This is a genomic window from Streptomyces sp. CWNU-52B, from assembly GCF_047444975.1.
Taxonomy (GTDB): Bacteria; Actinomycetota; Actinomycetes; order Streptomycetales; family Streptomycetaceae; genus Streptomyces.
Genome location: NZ_JBLFJV010000019.1, coordinates 77,501 through 95,287 on the forward strand (window position 1 = coordinate 77,501; position 17,787 = coordinate 95,287).

General features: G+C 68.2%; 14 protein-coding genes and 1 pseudogene. 3 read left to right on the plus strand and 12 right to left on the minus strand.

Annotated elements, in window-relative coordinates:
- Nucleotide 1: 1 nt before the first annotated feature.
- Nucleotides 2–1,093, minus strand: a pseudogene (locus ACLVWQ_RS18190) (energy-coupling factor ABC transporter permease); the annotation flags it as partial.
- 219 nt (nt 1,094–1,312) lie between these two features.
- On the opposite strand from ACLVWQ_RS18190, the gene ACLVWQ_RS18195 reads away from it, so the two are divergent.
- Nucleotides 1,313–1,654 carry an SsgA family sporulation/cell division regulator gene (locus tag ACLVWQ_RS18195; RefSeq protein ID WP_414109878.1) on the plus strand — a complete coding sequence of 114 codons (342 nt, stop codon included), beginning with the start codon at nt 1,313–1,315 and terminating at the stop codon, nt 1,652–1,654.
- Between the two features lie 14 nt (nt 1,655–1,668).
- Here ACLVWQ_RS18195 and ACLVWQ_RS18200 read toward each other — a convergent pair whose 3' ends face one another.
- The 11 genes from ACLVWQ_RS18200 to ACLVWQ_RS18250 all read right to left on the minus strand — a co-directional run bounded on the left by ACLVWQ_RS18200 (nt 1,669) and on the right by ACLVWQ_RS18250 (nt 16,050).
- A complete protein-coding gene (locus ACLVWQ_RS18200) occupies nt 1,669–3,414 on the minus strand; it encodes a penicillin-binding transpeptidase domain-containing protein (protein WP_414109879.1) in 1,746 nt (581 codons plus the stop codon).
- Between the two features lie 94 nt (nt 3,415–3,508).
- Nucleotides 3,509–5,143, minus strand: a complete 1,635-nt coding sequence (locus tag ACLVWQ_RS18205; protein ID WP_414109880.1) for a penicillin-binding transpeptidase domain-containing protein — start codon at nt 5,141–5,143, stop codon at nt 3,509–3,511.
- 161 nt (nt 5,144–5,304) lie between these two features.
- Nucleotides 5,305–5,781, minus strand: coding sequence for a nuclear transport factor 2 family protein (locus ACLVWQ_RS18210; protein WP_414109881.1), 477 nt, complete (start codon nt 5,779–5,781; stop codon nt 5,305–5,307).
- Between the two features lie 98 nt (nt 5,782–5,879).
- On the minus strand, nt 5,880–6,974 hold the full coding sequence (locus tag ACLVWQ_RS18215) for an alpha/beta hydrolase (RefSeq protein ID WP_414109882.1): 1,095 nt from the start codon (nt 6,972–6,974) through the stop codon (nt 5,880–5,882).
- Nucleotides 6,975–7,114: 140 nt separating this feature from the next.
- Nucleotides 7,115–8,251, minus strand: a complete 1,137-nt coding sequence (gene tgmC / locus ACLVWQ_RS18220) for an ATP-grasp peptide maturase system methyltransferase (protein WP_414109883.1) — start codon at nt 8,249–8,251, stop codon at nt 7,115–7,117.
- Nucleotides 8,248–9,192 carry an ATP-grasp ribosomal peptide maturase gene (tgmB, locus tag ACLVWQ_RS18225; protein ID WP_414110376.1) on the minus strand — a complete coding sequence of 315 codons (945 nt, stop codon included), beginning with the start codon at nt 9,190–9,192 and terminating at the stop codon, nt 8,248–8,250. Before tgmB ends, tgmC begins: the two co-directional genes overlap by 4 nt.
- A gap of 17 nt (nt 9,193–9,209) precedes the next feature.
- On the minus strand, nt 9,210–9,884 hold the full coding sequence (locus ACLVWQ_RS18230) for a putative ATP-grasp-modified RiPP (protein WP_414109884.1): 675 nt from the start codon (nt 9,882–9,884) through the stop codon (nt 9,210–9,212).
- A gap of 97 nt (nt 9,885–9,981) precedes the next feature.
- Complete coding sequence (locus tag ACLVWQ_RS18235) at nt 9,982–11,172, minus strand: helix-turn-helix domain-containing protein (protein WP_414109885.1); 1,191 nt, start codon at nt 11,170–11,172, stop codon at nt 9,982–9,984.
- 111 nt (nt 11,173–11,283) lie between these two features.
- On the minus strand, nt 11,284–11,925 hold the full coding sequence (locus tag ACLVWQ_RS18240; protein ID WP_414109887.1) for an HAD family hydrolase: 642 nt from the start codon (nt 11,923–11,925) through the stop codon (nt 11,284–11,286).
- A gap of 744 nt (nt 11,926–12,669) precedes the next feature.
- The gene (locus ACLVWQ_RS18245) at nt 12,670–13,914 is read right to left on the minus strand and encodes a transcriptional regulator (protein WP_414109888.1); all 1,245 of its coding nucleotides are present in this window, start codon (nt 13,912–13,914) and stop codon (nt 12,670–12,672) included.
- Nucleotides 13,915–14,307: 393 nt separating this feature from the next.
- On the minus strand, nt 14,308–16,050 hold the full coding sequence (locus ACLVWQ_RS18250) for a dolichyl-phosphate-mannose--protein mannosyltransferase (protein ID WP_414109890.1): 1,743 nt from the start codon (nt 16,048–16,050) through the stop codon (nt 14,308–14,310).
- A 61-nt stretch (nt 16,051–16,111) separates the two neighbouring features.
- Here ACLVWQ_RS18250 and rsmI point away from each other — a divergent pair, with 61 nt between their 5' ends.
- Nucleotides 16,112–17,026: a 16S rRNA (cytidine(1402)-2'-O)-methyltransferase gene (gene rsmI, locus ACLVWQ_RS18255; protein ID WP_414109891.1), complete on the plus strand. Its 915-nt coding sequence runs from the start codon at nt 16,112–16,114 to the stop codon at nt 17,024–17,026.
- Between the two features lie 270 nt (nt 17,027–17,296).
- Nucleotides 17,297–17,755: a hypothetical protein gene (locus ACLVWQ_RS18260; protein WP_414109893.1), complete on the plus strand. Its 459-nt coding sequence runs from the start codon at nt 17,297–17,299 to the stop codon at nt 17,753–17,755.
- The last annotated feature ends 32 nt before the right edge of the window (nt 17,756–17,787 follow it).

The window sequence follows — 17,787 nt, forward strand, 5'->3', positions numbered from 1 at the left end:
GTCAGACGGATTCCCCGAGCTGCGAGGACGAGGGCCCGCTGCCGGACGCGGACTCCGGCGTACGGCGCCTGCGGACGCTCCAGAAGACGCCCGTGCCCGCGACGATGGTGACCCCCACGCCGATCACGCCCGCGAGGCCGCCGGAGATCCGGCCGTCGGTGATGCCCTCGACGCCGTAGTCGGCGAGCGGGGAGCCGGCGGCGTCGTGGTCCTCGGCCTTGGCGTCGATGCCCTTGTCGGAGGCGACCTTCTCCAGGCCGTCGGGGTTCGCCGAGGCGTAGAAGCTGACGAAGCCGGCCAGGACGAGGGAGGTGGCCAGGCCCACCAGCCAGACCGTGCGGTGGGAGCGCGCGGCGACCGGGACGGGCCGGGCGGCGGGCTCGGTGGCGGGTCCGGCGGCCGGGGTGTCGACCAGTTCGCCGCCGATGCGCAGCTTCAGCGGTGTGGTCAGGCCGCGGGCCCCGTACACGAGGTCCGGTCGTACGGCGATGACGGCGCCGACCGTGAGGGCGGTGATCGCGGCCTCGCCGATGCCGATGAGGACGTGCACGCCGACCATCGCGGTGAAGACCTGCCCCAGGGGGACGTCCGTGGTGCCGCCGACCGCGTAGATGAGGGTGAAGGCCACGGCGGCGGCTGGGACGGAGATCACAGCCGCGATGAACGCCGAGACGGTAATGGATCGACGCTTGCGGGGCAGAAGTTTCACCAGGCCGCGGAAGACGGCGTAGGCCACGACCGTGGTGACGACCGCCATGTTCGTGATGTTCACGCCCAGCGCGGTGAGGCCGCCGTCGGCGAAGAGGATGCCCTGCATGAGGAGCACGACCGAGACGCACAGGACCCCGGTGAAGGGGCCCACGAGTATCGCGGCCAGTGCGCCTCCGAGTAGATGTCCGCTGGTCCCGGCCGCGACCGGGAAGTTCAGCATCTGCACGGCGAAGATGAAGGCGGCGACCAGTCCCGCGAGCGGGGCGGTGCGTTCGTCCAGTTCACGGCGTGCGCCGCGCAGGCTCACCGTGACCGCCGAGGCGGCCACGACTCCGGCGGCGACGGAGACGGGAGCGTTGATGAATCCGTCGGGCACGTGCATGGAGGGCTCCGCTTCCGGGGGCAGGCCGGCTGGCTGTGACCGTTCGATGATAGTGGCCTAATGCGAATCGGTTGCAAGAGCGAGACGGTCTCGAACAATCCGGGAGTGCGCCGACCGGACATGGGGCGCATAGCGGAAAATATGCGACATTAGAGAAGAATCGGTTCGAAAAGCAGTGTGAAGAGCGGTTCGAAAAACGGTTCAAAGAGGGAGCTGTCGATGTCCGCCGTTGAGCAGTGCGCGCGCGCCCACATCGTGACGGACGAGGCGCAGGATCCGCCCGCCGTTCCGGTGGTCCTCCGCTACGACCCGGAGGCCGACCCGCCCAGGGTGCACATCACGCTGCCCGGCCACCACGAGTGGGTGTTCGCCCGTGACCTGCTCGAACAGGGGCTGCGGGCACCGGCCGCCGCCGGTGACGTACGCATCTGGCCCTGCGGCCGGGTCCAGGCCGTCATGGAGTTCCACTCGGCGAAGGGTGTGGCGGTCGTGCAGTTCGACACGAAGACGCTGATCCGCTTCCTGCGCCGGACGTACACGGCCGCTCCCGTACCCCACTGACGGGCTCCGGCCGGTCAGCTGCCCGCCTTCAGCAGCGCCGCCACGATCGGGCCCGCGGTGTCGCCGCCGTGGCCGCCCTGCTGGACCACGCCCGCGGCCGCCAGGTCGCCCTTCCAGGCCGTGAACCAGCCGTTGGGCTTCTTCTGGTTGTCGACCTCCGCGGAGCCGGTCTTGGCGCCGAAGTCGGGGCCGAGCCCCGCCATCGCCTCGGCGGCCGTACCGGCCGCGGCCGTGTACTGGAGCAGCTCCTTGAGCTGCGACTGGGTCGAGGCGGACAGCGAGCGGGACGCCTTCGCGAGGGTGCGGTCGTCGACGTCGGGGGAGACCAGGTAGGGCTGGTGGAACGTGCCCGTCTTGGCCGTGGCGACGACCGACGCCATGTTCAGCGGGTTCATCCGCACGCCGCCCTGGCCGATCAGCGAGGCCGCCATCTGGGCCTGCGACTGCACCGGCACCGAGCCGTCGAAGGTCGGCACCCCGATGGCCCAGTTGTCCCTGCCGAGGCCGAACACCTGCTGGGCCTGCTTGGTCAGGTCGTCGTCGCTCAGCTCCTTGGCCTGGCTGATGAAGGCCGTGTTGCAGGAACGCGCGAAGCTCGCCTTGAACGTGCCGCCCTTGATCTGGAACTTGTCGTCGTTCTGGAACTTCCAGCCGCCGTACGTCGAGTACTTGGGGCAGGGGTGCTCCTCGTTCACCGACGCGAGTCCCTTGTCGATCAGCAGCGAGGCCGTGATGATCTTCATCGTCGAGCCGGGGGCCAGGGAGCCCTGGAACGCGGTGTTGAAGCCGTGCCCCGAGTTCGCGACGGCCAGGATCTCGCCGGTCGACGGCCGCATGATCACGGCCGACGCCTTGGACTTCGAGGCCACCTCCTTCTCGGCGGTCGCCTGGAGGGCCGGGCTGAGCGTCGTACGCACCGTGCCCGGCGTGCCCTTGCTCAGCTCCAGCAGGGTCTTGTCGGGGTTCTTGTCGGCGTCCGCGGACTTGGTGCTGTTCTTGCCGTCCTCGCCGCTCTTGCCCTTGCCGCCGTCGGAGTCCTCGGAGCCGGCGCGGATCACCCGCAGCTCCACGCCCGCCTTGCCGCCGGCCGTCTTGCCGAACTTCTCGCGCAGGCCGTCGAGGACCGTCCCCAGGGAGGGGTACGTGGCGGTGGTCAGCTCGCCGCCGTCCCGGTCCAGGGCCTTGACCGGGGGTGTCCCCGCCTCGCCGGTGACCAGCTTGTCGCCGTCCTCCAGGTCCGGGTGCACGACCGCCGCATGCCAGTCGACCAGCGGTTTCCCGTCCTTGGCGCGGCGCACGACGGTGAGCTCGGACTCGTACGCGAGGGGCTTGGTCAGGCCCTTGTACGTGACCGTGCCCTTGACGGAGAACGGCACGACGTCGCCGGTGCGCTTCTTGGCGGTGAGCGTCACGTCCTTGACGTACGCCTCCTTGCCGTAGCCGGTGAGCAGGGGGGCCGCCGCCGTGGTGTCGGTCGTCACGGACGAGGCCTTCCGCACGTTCCCGCTCTGCCAGGCCGTGAGGAACGCGGTGGCCGTGGACTTCACCTCGGCAGCCGAAAGCGGCCCGCTCTTCACGGACTCCTTCCCGGCGGCCGAGCCCTCGTCGGCGGCCGCCCCGCCGCCGAACAGCGCGTATCCGCCGAGTCCCGCACCGCCGACGACCACGGCGATCATCCCGCCGATGACGGCCGGCTTCGTCTTCGTCCCGGTCATCCTGCTCGACCTGCCGCGCTCAGGAGCGCGCCTTCTGTTCCCCACGGCTTCCGTTCCTTCGCTGCTACCTCGATGCCCTCGATGATTCTCTACGAGAACGCGAGTCCTGACTCTAGAGTCCCGCCCTGTGCGGTCGAGTTCAGCCACCTGTCCGTAGCACGGCTGCGACAATCGGCCCAGCCGCGTCCCCACCGTGACCGCCGGCCTCCGTCATGGCGGCGGCCGCGACGTCGCCCCGGAAACCGGTGAACCAGCTGTTGGACGTCTGCTGGCCGTCGACCTCCGCCGAGCCGGTCTTGGCGCCGATGTCACCGCCGAGCCCGGACATGGCCTGGGCGCCGGTGCCGCCGGTCGCGGTGAGCCGCATCATCTGCTTCAGCTGGGCGGCGGTGCCGCTCGGCAGGCCGCGGGCGCTCGCGAGCTGCCGGTCGTCGAGCTTCGGCGACACGAGGTAGGGCTGGCGGAACGTGCCGGTGATCGCGGTCGCCGTGACCGACGCCATGTTCAGCGGGTTCATCTGGACCTCGCCCTGGCCGATCGCGTTGGCCGCGCGGTTGGGGCCGCCGGAGGCGGGGACGCTCCCGTCGAAGGAGACGATGCCCGTCTTCCAGTCCTTGCCCAGACCGAACCGCTCCTGGGCCTCGGTGGTGAGCGACTCGTCCGTGAGGGGCTTCTCGTCGGAGCCGTCGATGAGCTTCACGAAGGCCGTGTTGCACGAGCGCATGAAGCTGTCGGCGAGCGTGGCGCCCTCATCGGGCTCCATACCCTTGAGGTTGTTGAACGTCTGGCTCTGCCAGGTCGCGCTCGGCGGACAGGGCGCGGGGCTGTTCATCGCGGTCACGCCGTTGTCGATGAACATCGCCGCGGTGACGATCTTCATCGTGGAGCCGGGGGCGGCCTTGCCCTGGAACGCCGCGTTGAAGTCGTCCTCGCGGTGGTTCGCGACCGCCAGCACCTCCCCGCTGCTCGGCTGCACGGCGACGACGGAGGACTCGGGGTACTGCTGGACCGCCCTCTCCGCGGCGGCCTGCGCGTTCGCGCTGAGCGTGGTGCGGAGCTTGCCCGCCTTGCCCTTGACGAGGGTCACCAGCGTGGTGTCTCCCGCGTTCTCGCTCTCGTGGTGGATCGCGAGTTCGACGCCGGGGGTGCCGCCCGCCTTGGCGCCGTACCGGTCGCGCAGGGTGTCGAGGACGGGGCCCAGTGACGGGTACTTCGCCTTGGTCAGGGCGTAGCCCCTCCGGTCCACCGTCTCGACGGGCGGGTTCGCCGCCTCGCCCGTGACCAGCGTGTCGCCGGTCCCCAGGTCCGGGTGCACGAGGGCCGGCCGCCAGTCGACCAGCGCCTTGCCCGTGGTCTTCCCGCGCACGACGCCCAGCTTGCCCTTGTACGCGAGAGGTTTGCTCGTGCCCTCGTACGTGACGGTGGCGGACACCGAGAAGTAGACGGTCGCGCCTGTCGTCCTGCTGGGAGTGATCTTCACCTTCGTGATGTGCGCCGGTCCCGCGTAGGCGGCCAGCAGGGTCTCGGCGGCGGTCGCGTTGTCGGTCAGCGCCGCGGCCGTGGTGGCGTCGCCCTTCTCCCAGGCGGCGAAGAACTTCTCCGAGGTCTCCTGGATCTCGTCGGCCGAGGGCGGCCCGGTCTTCGCGGCCTTGGTCTCAGCGGTGCCCCCGTCCCCGCTGACGGCGCTCACTATGTTGTAGGCGCCGTACCCCGCGCCCCCCACCATCACAGCGAACACCCCGCCGACAATGGCGGTCTTGGCCCCGTTGCGCATCGCGCGATCCCCTCCCCATGAACCGTCCCGAACGCACCCGAACACGTCCAGAACACGTCCAGAACATGTCACGGACGTCGTTCTGAACGCGTTCAGAACAGTGTCCCTGCGTCGCACTGTATGCGGGGAGAGTGACGGATGGGGGTGGTGTTCCCCGATCGTTAGGCGGCGCAGGCCTCGGCGATCGACAGGCTGTTCTCGTAGAGGTGGTGCCGGGTGATCCGGCCGTCCTCGACGGTGAGGCGCAGCGCGAACGGGCCCTCGAACGGCTTTCCCGTCGCCCGTACGGTGCCCGACAGGTGCCCCGTCAGGACGGCGTCGGTGCCGTCGACGAGGAGGACGTCGACGTGGGCGCGCGCGTCCTCGGCAACGGTGTGTTCCCTCAGCTCCGTGAACTGGGCGGCGCACTCGGCCGCGGTGGACCGGGGGCGGATCCACGGGACGGCGGGGTTCTCGGCGAGCAGCCAGTCGACGTCGTCGGCGAAGAGCGCGACGAGCCGCGCGGTGTCCCCGGCCGCCCGTGCGCCGAGGAACTCCCGTACGACGGACCGGGTGGCGTCGGCGACCGAACTCGCGGTGCTGTCTGTCGTACTGCTTGTCGTACTGCTTGCCGTGGTGACGGTGGACGTGACGGACATGGTGATCTCCTCGCTGCCGCGGCCGGACCCCGGCGGGGACCCCCGCCGACGCACCCGATCCTGCCGGGACGGGGGAGGCCGGTCGATTACCCCGGAGGTCATGCCGTGCCCGGGGCGGGGGAGGGGCCGGGGCCGGACCGCTGTTCCTCCCGGCGTCGGTGAGAGCGCCCGAGTACGCGGCGGAGCCACTCGGTCCGGGTGTGCCGGGCCTCGCGGGTGAGGGCGGCGGCCGGGGCGACGGAGTCGAAGCCGTGGAAGGCGCCGGGCCAGACATGCAGTTCGGCGTCACCTCCGGCACACCAGATCCCGTGCGCGTGGGCCACGTTCTCGTCCCGGAAGATCTCCGCCGAGCCGACGTCGATGTAGGTGGGCGGCAGCCCGCTCAGGTCGGTGGCGCGGGCGGGAGCGGCGTAGGGCGGGAGGTCGGGGGCGCCGCACCGGTCGCCGAGGTAGGCCTGCCAGGCGAGGGCGACCGAGGACCTGTCCCAGACCCCGGTGTCCGCCAGCTGGTGGGCGGAGGGGGTGTCGAGGCGGTCGTCGAGCATCGGGCACAGCAGGAACTGCCCGATCGGTGTCGGCCCGTCGCCCCGGTCCCGGTTGAGCAGGGTGAGGGCGGCCGCGAGCCCGCCGCCGGCGCTCTTGCCCCCGATGACCAGGCGCTCGCCGTCGATGCCCAGCTCGTCCGCGTGGCCGGCGGTCCACAGAAGCCCCGCGTGACAGTCCTCCAGGGCCCCCGGGTAGGGCGTCTCCGGCGCCAGCCGGTACTCCACGGACACGACGGCCAGACCGAGCGGGGCGGACCAGTCGCGCAGCACCTTCGGCAGCACGGACCAGGCGTTGCCCATGATCATCCCGCCGCCGTGCAGGTAGTACAGCACCGGCAGCGGCTCGGTGGCGTCGGCGGGCCGCGCGTACACCAGCGTGACGTCCGGACGCCCCTCACCACCCGGCACACTCAGCTCCTCCACGGCGAACCGCCCACCGGCCCGCAACACGTCCACGGCCGGCCGGGGCCTGCTCACGGCGTCCCGCGCACGCTGAGCACCGAGTCCCGCCGCGGTGAGCCGCCTGCCCGCCAGATCACCGAGGGCCGCCAGGGCGACGCCGAGTTCGGCGTCGAGCGGCGGGGCTGTCCGCGCGGCGACCGGTTCGGGGGCTGCTTCGGGGGCGGGGGAGCCCCAGAGTCCGGTCATGACGCACCGCCCTGGCAGGCGAGGAGGTGGACTCGGGCCACGCTGAGCCGCCGAGCCTTGTCGGGTACGGCTACTGCGCTGGATATCGATGTCGTGGAGGTCACGGACCCAGCTAACCAGGGGCAGGTTCTTGCACCTTGTCAGTTCGGCAATCGCCAACTCGGCCCTTCCGGATGCCCCAGCCAGACGACTTGGTCCAGGTCCGTGACGGTCATCCCGAACGATGTCTGGTCGGGCGAGCCCGCCTCTTGCCATGTCATCAGTGCGTCCTCGACCTGGTCCCACAGGTTCAGCGGCCCGTGCTGGTGGACGGCCCAGCCGCTTCCGTCGGGCTCTGTCCACGCCTGTGAGCCGGTGGCAGCGTCGAGGAGAATCACGTCATCACTCGTACGCATCAACTCCGCTGAGGGCGCGGCTAGTTGCGCCACGAAGTGCCCGGTCCACCGGTCGAGCAGAGTGGGACTCACCCGGGTGGGGCGGACCTTGCCCGGGTGCGGGAAGAAGTTGGGGTGGGGAGGGCGCTCGTGGGGGCGGGCGAGCATGTAGGAGACGGTGTCCCCGGTGAAGCGCCCGTGCGCGACTCCCTCGTTGTCGAGGGTGAGGCGGATCATGCCGGAGGCGAGCATCCAGCCACTGACGGTGGTGGTGATGCTGCCACCGTCGCGGAGCTGGAACAGCCATGAAGGAGGGATGCTGCGCACGGAACACGTGGCGATGATGGCGTCGTACTCGGCACCTTGCCTGTGGCCCTGGAGGCCGTCGCCGATGACGAGGTTCGGGTTGGCCCCCGCAGCACGGATGCGGTCGGCCGCAAGGGCCGCGAGACGTTCGTCGTACTCGATGGAACAGACGTTCTCGCCGCCCAGGCGGTGGGACAGGATCGTCGTGGAGTAGCCGGTCCCGGTGCCGATCTCCAGTACCTTGTCGCCGTCCTGGAGTTCGGCGAGCTCGATGGTCCTCATGACGAGGGAGGGCAGTGTGCTTGAGGAGGTCGGGTGCCCGGAGCGCGGGCCCGGAGAGTCGGCGGCGCCGATACCGTCCACCTGTGTGACCCAGGTGGTGTCCGAGTAGGCCAGGCGAAGCCACTCGTCCTCGCTGAGATCTTCGCGGCGTACGGGTTCCCACTGCGTCCCGTGTGGTCGGTAGAGCGTGGAGCCGAGGAAGAGTTCGCGGGGCACGTCCTCGACAGCGGCTCGCCATGCGGGGTCCGTCAGCCGGCCTTGGGCGGCCAGGGAGTCTGCGAGGCCCCGGCGAAGGGCAACGGCACTGGTAGTCATGGACCGTCCTGGTAGGGGTGCTGGAGTTCGTCGGCGATGGCTGCTGTGATGCGGTCTGTGAAGGGTGCGGGGAGCCAGGCGTACTGCCCGTTCGGATTGCACTCGTACCACCACCAGCGGCCGTCCGGATCGAGTCCGAAGTCGAACGCGCCGTAGGTGAGGCCGAAGGCGTTCATATAGGTTCCTACGCCTTTGGCGACGTCGGGCGGGGTGTCGAGCGGCGCGTAGGCGAGCTCGTCGTAGTGGCGGCGCCAGTCCAGGCCCGGAGAGCCGTCGATACGTACGGGAAACAGACGGTCGCCGACTGCGGTCAGACGGATGTCAGCCGTCTTGTTCACCCGCTGCTGGAACAGGTGCATGGTCTGTGTGACACCGGCCCCGATCGCCTGAGGCTCAACTTCCTCGACCCAGACGGTGAGCCCGTGCCCGTCGCGGTCGGAGTAGTCGGTATTGCGCAGCGGCTTGTAGATCACCGGACCGTAGTCGTGTGCGAACTGGCGCGCGCGTTCCGGATCGTTGGTGAGGAGCGTCGGGGGTACGCGGAGACCACTGCGTACAGCGGCGGCAAGCTGGGCGGGCTTGTACTCCGCGTCCCGGTTGCGCCAGGGGTGGTTGATGTAGCGCGCACCCGGTAGAGCGGCGAGAAGGCCACCCAGCCCGTAACGGGCCTGGTCCACGCACCAGCGGGCGTCCTGGGAACTCACCCCTTCAGGAGCGCTGTAAGGGCTGGGGCGCCGCCAGTACACCGAGCGCACTTGATCGAGTTCCGCCGCTCGGGTCGAGGTTCGTACACCGCCCACGAGGCCGACATCGCCCACGTACGCGTCAACGGTGACAGCAGCGGGGAAGTCGCCCGGGTCGAGTCGTACGACCGGAACCGACCGACGATTCAGCTCCTCGATGACCCCATCGGCGGTCGCGTCATCGAGCTGGGTGACCACAAGAACGGGTGACGCGTTCAATCGCTGTCTCCCTGCTGGTCCCCACGTTCATCGGGATTCCCGTCCAGGCTCGTCTTCGTCTTCGTCTCTTTCGACGTCTCGGACCTCTTGTGCCGATCCAATTCGGGGATGTCCAGCCCGTCCGGCCCCAGCCAACGCCCGATCTGCGTCTTCGGGTCCAGCACTACCAAGGCCGGAGCCAGAACCGCGCCATCAGGAAACGGCCGCATCCGGGTCAGGCCGAAGGGCACGGTGACCTGCTTGCTCACCAGGTCCTCTTCGTTCTTGTCGCTCTTTGTTGTCGTCGGTCCTGCTCGGCGCAGCTCCTTCTCGGAGTCCTTTGCGAGGAGGAGTGCCGTTGTGGCCCGCATAGGCATGGTGTCGAGCGGAAAGGGAGCGTTCACCGCCGCGGTCGCTCCACCCAGGGAGCGGGCGTTGGCTGCTGCTACACCCACGCTCAGCATCTTGGTGAGAGGTACGGGCCGGAGTCTGTCCGGGAGGGCGTCCCATTCGCGTCCGCCGTCGACCGGCCGCACCTGCACATACGGGCCGACGAAGCCCATGACTCTGCCGATCGCCTGTCGCTGGGTGTCCTCGACGGTGTCGCCGAGTCCGGGCTTGTACTGCGCCGTTGTCACGGGCTTTTCCCTACGCGCGCTCACGGTCGGCGCGAGGGCGAATGCTTCAGGCATTCCCGCTCCCATCTCTCTGTCGGACTCTGTCCGTAAGACAGACGATGGGGGCGAGCAAGGTCTACAAGTACCCCGGCAGGGGGTAGCCGGCTCCTCGTCAGGTGGCCGAGCACCACTGTGCGAAGTGGGTGAGGCTTTCCGATCCGGCGCGCTTCAACCGGCACAGGGTGGCGGCGTCGGCGCGGACCCACGGGTGCTCACGGGTGTGCTGCGGGGCAATCCGACGTGCGAGCTTCAGAGACTCGAAGGCCTGGTCCACGAGCCCTGACCACAGTTGGGCGCGGGCCAGCTCGATGTAGAAGCCGGAGTGCCGCTCGGCCGGCAGATCGGTCGGCGGCTTCCACTCGCGGGCGACAGCGAGGGCATGTCCGACGTGACCGGCTCCGAGACCGACCGCGACGGACACCTCGTGGACGCGGACGGAGTCCGGGCCGAACGAAGTGCCGCAGTAGACACCCTCGGCTACTTGTTCCGCGAGGGCGCGAGCCTCGGCGAGGTGGGTTCGTGCGGCGCCGGCGTCACATGCCCGGCCGGCGATGACCGCGGCCCGCATGTGGAGGGCGCCCCTCGCCGCAGCCTCGGATGCCGTGCTGGACGCGGGTGTGTCGTCGATGGCCCGTTCCAGAACCCGCAGTCCCGTGGCGTGAGCACGAGCTGCGAAGAACGTCTCCGTCCGTACGTAGGCCACGGCGGCGGTGAGCAGCGGGTCTTCGGCCTCGGGGGCGACCCATCGCATGAGTTCGACCAGCCGTGCGGACAGGTCGAGGGCGCCGAACTTGTAGGCCACGGCGTCCGCCGAGCGGTAGGCGTTGACCAGTAATCCAGCCAGTTCACGCCGCTCGTGGGCAGAGGCCGAGTGATAGGCGCGCGCGAGTTCGGCGAGCAGGTCGGGGAGTTCACGGGCCATGCGTGTGTACTGGGCGGCGAGGCGCCAGCGGACAGCCTCGGCGACGGTTGCGCGTAGGTTGCGGAGCGGGCGGACCGGGCCGTCTTCCGGGACGTCGTAGGCGGCCAACGCCGCGGAGAGCGAGGGCAGCGCGTCGTGGACGGCGGAATGCGTTGAGCGGCGGTCGGTGCGGAGCCGGGCCGGGTCGACGCCGAGGGCGGCCGCGATGGCTTCGAGGGTTGTGTCGGTCACGCCGCGCTCACCGCGCTCGATCTTGCGGATGGTGCCGAGGGCCACGCGAGCCGTATCTGCGAGTCGCTGCTGTGTCATCTTCGGGCGGACGACGCTGCGGTAGTAGGCGATGCGCCTGCCTACTCCACCGTGAGTGGACGGTGCGGACATGCGGGCTCCATTTCGGGGCGTCTGCTCCGGACGGTACCCATACCTGGACGCGGTGCGCGCGTGAACAGCGCGGCAAGTTCCGAACGAATTGGCGGCCTCTCGGGCCCGCCTTCAGCCTGCGACGATCGACGCGAGCTGAGTGAGGCTGTCGACCCGCCAGTCCGCTGCCGCCACCAACTCCGGGTCGTCCGCCCACAGGTGTCCCCAGGGGCCACGGCGGATATGCGCCGCCCATAGTCCGGCCGCCTTCGCGGGAAAGATGTCGTTGGCTGGGTGATCGCCGACGTACACCGTCTCGCCCGGCGTGGCCTGTGCCACCTCCAGCACGTGCTCGAAGAACTCCGGCTGCGGCTTGGCGACGCCCCAGTCGCCCGACGTCACGATCAGGTCCGCGGGCAGGTCCAGGGCACGTAGCAGTTCGCCCGCGCGCGAAGTCTGGTTGCCGGCGATGACGACGCGGATCCCGAGATTGCGAAGCTCGGACAGTGCGGGACGGACGTCGTCGTAGAGATCCGTCTCGTCGAGCACCTCGCCACGGCCTGCGGCCTCGCGCGCCCGGTACTCGGCGGAGAGGTCGATCCCAGGCCTGGCGAGGCGCACGGCATCGGCGTTGTCCCGGCCCTGGGCGACGACGGCACCGACGAGAGCGGAGAGAGTGTGGCGAGGAATGTCCAACCAGTCGGACCAGGAGTTCCAGTAACGGTCGTCGCGGGTGACGGTCTCGCCGACGTCTAGGACGATGGTCGCAATCACCCTGGGAAGCCTACGGCCTGCCGACAGGCAGCCCACTGATGACTACACGTCGCGAGCTCGTACACGTGAGTGGAAGCGTCCTGCCCAGGACTCTGACCCCCGACCGCTCTTGTGTGGACTGCGACCCCCTGTCGGGCCGTCGGAGGCGACCGACGACAGACCATTGACAACGACGATGGCGCGGCATTCTGCTGCGCCATCGTCGTGCAACTGCCTTGCCGCACTCACATATCCAGCCACCTCCGCGACCGCCACGAGTCGATCGGATCGCCTGGCCCGTGTTGGATCGTCCAGAAGTAGATGAAGTCTGGCAATGGGGCCTGTTGGGGCCCCGGCCGGGGGCATTTGCTTCTGGTCGGGGCCGGATCAGGCAGCTGGGGCCGGCTTTGGGGCGTGATCTTGAGGAGTGGACGCCCGGTAGAGGTGAAGATGAGTCGCTTCGTGACGACGTGGCCATCGGGCGTGTGCCACGAAAGTGTCACTCGGTCGGCTCGAACTCCTTCGAGTGGTTCCGGAGGGTAGCAATAGCCTTGGGTGACGGCACGTCCGCATACGAGCGCGGGTGCGGGCGTGGAGTGAGAACTCCACTACCTCGTGGGCGAAGGATCAGATGTCCAGATCGGGCCCCTGTGCGGTCTCTTTGAAGAATTCGCTTCGCAGCTTTGGGCTGTGTTGAAATCGATAGAGTAGGTAACGAATCAACTAGAGGGAAGCGCCCCTGGGGGGGGCAATGGCGCAGTGGAGTTACTGTTCCAACAGGAGGTTTCGATATTTAAGTGCGAGGTGTAGCAAGGCGGCGGCAATGGGGGCGACATTACTATTATTCAAAATATGTTGCACTTCTTCCTCTTCGAGGGGTAGGCCTTTGATTCCCGTTCCGTGTGAGCTGGCGATCAATTTGCCTTCGTCATTTTCGCTGACAATAGACGAAAATAGTTGATCAAATGTCGCCGAATTGAAGACCGCAACGGTTAGTAGGCACGGTACAAGATTAATTGGCTCCAATCCCATTCCGAAGCTCCAAACTCTTAGCCCCCCATCGGCTAGGGCTCGCTCGAAGTCGGAGTAGGGAGGATGGTCATAGTCAACTTCTATCCCATTTTCTCCAGTCGCCTCAGGGGCTCCCAGCATCTCTTCGTTATATTCGCGCATAATGTTTCGCCATATGCTGAAATCGTTGCGGTAGCTGAGTGGTGAAATGGAGGCGGGTTGGAACATTCCGCCGGGGATTACATGCAAGAGATCCTCGCCGATTGCCACCTTTCCGGCACTGCGATGGAGCAGGAAAAATGTGGATTTTCCGTCCGGTGTGTTTCTGATCGTCAGTGTGCCAATTGATGGCAGAACTGCACGATTTGTCAGCGAAAGGGGATCGCTCTTAAGTCGGGCTCGCAACGGTGCCCTTTTCCAGCCTGGTGTCGCGGTCGGGCTGTTTCGGTGCGCCAAAGCCAGCTCGTGTGTCAATGATTCACCCTGATCGATAACATCGAAGTACTGTCCTTTGCCGAAAGTGAGTTCAGGCCCAGCGGGGTTATTCCAATCTGTTTTAATCAGGCGGAATGTGAGTCTATTTTCGAACAAGGTGGGACGCATTAGGGTGCCTAGTGCGTCGGAGTAGCTTGCAAACCTTTTCCAGCGTGTTTGTTTTGGCAGTACGTGTTTTGACAGCCTCTTCAGATTTGAATCTTCGGGGGGATTGGAATTATCCCACATGATCTGTACCTTATTTAGGGGTACAGGGGTGACGGGTTGCATGGTCGCGTCAGATAGCAGATCGCTATTTTCGACTCTCTGGAGTGCTGGATTTGATGCGATATGCATATCGGCGGAGATTCTGGATAACTCCCCTAGATTCGTCCTCAGGGTCTTGCGTACATCACAGAATTCCTCCTGTGACTTTTTGACAGCGCCATCATCCAGAGCGCGCCACGCAAGGTAGCAGCCGATTACTCCAGCCATTGTGCCAACGACGGCAAGGGTGACTTCCATGGTGACTCCCTTGGGAGAGTTTGAGTCCCGCTTGACGTTAACGCATGATCTCATTCTGGTGAATGGCAGTTTGCGATTCTCGGGAAACTCTTCATCATGAGTCTTCCAAGGTCGCTTTGATCGATCGCTGAGTCGGTTCCGGAGGGCTAGTCGTTTACGCGATCAAGGAAGCGGAGTGCTTATGGTCGGTCCGTCGCAGGCGACGTGGCAAGGTACATCTGGATGAGGCGTGGATTACGCGAAGTGCGTGTCACTGCAGGTCAACAGTAGGAAGAGAGTCTGTTGGGTCCGCAGACTGCAAATCTCACGGGGCCGTCCGCGGGCGGTCAACGACAACGGCCGACAACGACTGAGAGGGCGCGGCAGCCCGCCGCGCCCTCTCGGCGCGCCCGGCTACACCCACGTATCCAGCCACATCCGCGACCGCCAGCTGTCGATCGGGATCGCGTTGCCCGTGTAGATCGGCCAGAAGTAGATGAAGTTCCAGGCGATCAGCAGGACCAGGACGCCTGTTGCCGCCGCGCCCACCACTCGGCGGCGTTCGGAGGAGCCCGGGGGGCCGAGCATCGCGCCGATCATCATCGTCACCGCCAGGCACAGGAACGGGAGGAAGACGACCGCGTAGAAGAAGAAGATCGTGCGTTCCTGGTAGAGGAACCACGGGAGGTAGCCGGCCAGGACGCCGCAGACGATCGCGCCCGCGCGCCAGTCCCGGCGGAAGAGCCAGCGCCACAGGACGTACAGGAGCGCGAACGCCGCCGCCCACCACAGGATCGGGGTGCCGAGGGCCAGGACCTCGCGGGCGCACTTCTCGCCCGCGTCCGTTGGACAGCCGTCCTTGCCGGGCAGCGGCGACTCGTAGAAGTACGAGACCGGGCGGCCGGTGACGATCCAGCTCCACGGGTTCGACTGGTACGTGTGCGGGGAGTGCAGGCCGACGTGGAAGTCGTACACCTGGGTCTCGTAGTGCCACAGGCTGCGCCACCAGTCGGGGAACAGCCACGACCAGTCGCTGCCGCGCCCGTCGGCCGTGGCCCAGTTGCGGTAGTAGCCGCCCTTGCCGTCCGTGCCGGACAGGAACCAGCCGGTCCACGACGCGAGGTACGTGACGACCGCCACCGGGACCGTGGACAGGAACGCCCAGCCCACGTCGTGCTTGAGCACCGCCACGTAGGGGCGCCGCGCGCCCGCCACCCGCCGTGAGCCGACGTTCCACAGGACCGTCATCAGGCCGAACGCGACGAGGATGTACAGGCCGTTCCACTTGGTGCCGATGGCCAGGCCGAGCATCAGCCCGGCCGCCAGACGCCAGGGGCGCAGGCCCAGACGGGTGTCCTGGGCGATGCGCGCGTCCGGGCGTACGATCCCGTCGTCGTCCGGTGGGAGCGCGGCAGCCAGGCGTTCGCGGGCCTTGTCGCGGTCGATCAGCAGACAGCCGAAGGCCGCGAGGACGAAGAACATCAGCACCTGGTCGAGCAGCGCGGTGCGGCTCATCACGAAGTGCAGGCCGTCCACCGCCATCAGCGCGCCCGCCAGGCACCCGAGGAACGTCGAGCGGAACAGCCGGCGCCCGATCCTGCACAGCATCAGCACGGACAGCGTGCCGAGCAGGGCCGTCATGAACCGCCAGCCGAACGGCGTGAGCCCGAACATCCACTCGCCGAGCCCGATGACGTACTTGCCGACCGGCGGATGCACGACGTACGCGGCGTCCGACGGGATCCTGATGTCGCCGCCGCTCTGCAGGATCACGTCGTTGGCGTTCTTGGCCCAGTTGACCTCGAACCCGCGGTGGATGAGCGCCCAGGCGTCCTTGGCGTAGTACGTCTCGTCGAATATCACCGCCTTCGGGCTGCCCAGGTTCCAGAACCTCATCAGGCCCGCCAGCAGCGTGATGAGCAGCGGGCCGCCCCACGCCGACCAGCGGACGATGCGTTCGGCGGCCTCCTGGCGGAGCCCGATCGCGGCCCACAGACGTGGGCTGGGCTCGGTGTACGCGGGCACGAGGCGGTCGCGGACGTCGTCTCTGGTTCCGGCCGCGTAGCCGAACCTGCGCAGCCGCTGCTGCCACGACGGCCGCTGCTCTTCGACGCCCTGTCCCTGCCGGGTGTCCGTGGAGGACGCGGTACTTGTCACCGCGCCATCGTAGGGAACAGGGCTGTGTGAGTCCCGCGGCCGCCCCTGCGAGGATGGAACCGTGACAGGAACCGATGGAACCGCGGCAGGAACCCTCGTACTCGCAGGAACGCCCATCGGGGACATCGCGGACGCGCCGCCCCGGCTGGCTGCGGAGCTGGCGAGGGCCGACGTCATCGCCGCCGAGGACACCAGACGGCTGCGGCGGCTGACCCAGGGCCTGGACGTGCAGCCGTCCGGGCGGGTCGTGTCGTACTTCGAGGGCAACGAGTCCGCGCGGACGCCCGAACTGGTCGAGGCGCTGGTGGGCGGCGCGCGCGTGCTGCTCGTGACGGACGCCGGGATGCCGTCCGTGTCGGACCCCGGGTACCGGCTGGTCGCCGCCGCCGTGGAGAAGGACATCAAGGTCACGGCCGTGCCCGGTCCGTCCGCCGTGCTCACCGCGCTCGCGCTGTCCGGGCTGCCCGTCGACCGGTTCTGCTTCGAGGGTTTCCTGCCGCGAAAGGCCGGCGAACGCCTGTCGCGGCTGCGGGAGGTCGAGGGCGAGCGGCGCACGCTCGTGTACTTCGAGGCGCCGCACCGGGTCGACGACACGCTCGCCGCGATGGCCGAGGTGTTCGGCACCGGCCGCCGGGCCGCCGTCTGCCGCGAGCTGACCAAGACGTACGAGGAGGTCAAGCGCGGCCCCCTGGGGGAACTCGCCGCCTGGGCCGCCGAAGGAGTACGCGGAGAGATCACCGTCGTCGTGGAGGGCGCCCCGGAGAAGGGCGCCGAGGACCTGGACCCCGAGGAGCTGGTGCGCCGGGTGCGGGTGCGGGAGGAGGCGGGGGAGCGGCGCAAGGAGGCGATCGCCGCGGTCGCCGCCGACGCGGGACGGCCCAAGCGGGAGGTCTTCGACGCGGTCGTGGCGGCGAAGAACGCCGCACGCACGACCCCGGCCCCGGCCCCGGGCTCGGGCTCGACCCCGACCCCGTGAGGGACCTCATGGGGACTTCATAGGGGTCCTGTGCGGGGCTCCACGGGGGGTGATGAGGGGGCGCACGATGGCATGAGGGAGCGCACGGACCCCATGCACAAGCAAAGGACCACCGTGAAAAGCAAAGCTCGGACCGTGTCCTGAGGACCATCCGACAAGGAACGGCCAAGACGCCTCCAACACTCGACAGGTCTGATGCTTATCAGCTGGTAGTGGCGTCCACTGGTAAAGGACGCACCCGTCCTCGTCCAGCGGACAAGAGGAGCTGGCATGAGTGAGATCGCAGGGCAGACCGGTGGGGCCACCGGCGGACCCGCACCCCGTACCGCGGCGGCCGACACGGTCCACGAGGCATATTCCTTCGCCTGCATGCGCTGCGGGCACGGCTGGGAGCAGTCGTACGAGATCGAGCACCACTTCGACGCGGAGGGCACCGCGTTCGTGACGTACGTGGCCGAGGGCCGGGTCGTGCCGTCGCCCCTGAGCCGGCCGGGCTGCGTGAACTGCGACGGCCACATCGTACGGATCATGCGGGCCGGCCAGGTGTCCTCGGTGCAGAACTCGATGCTCCGCCAGACACACCGGACCGCGACCGCCACGGCGACGACGACCGCCGTCCCCGCCACCGCGCCCGCCGCGTCGGCGGAGACCCGGACGGCGGCCAAGGCCGCCCACCACTGGCACCTCTCCGATCTGCTGCACCCGTTCCAGCACCGCAAGGCGGGGTGACTCCCCCGCGGCGGGACTTCGTAGGATCGGGG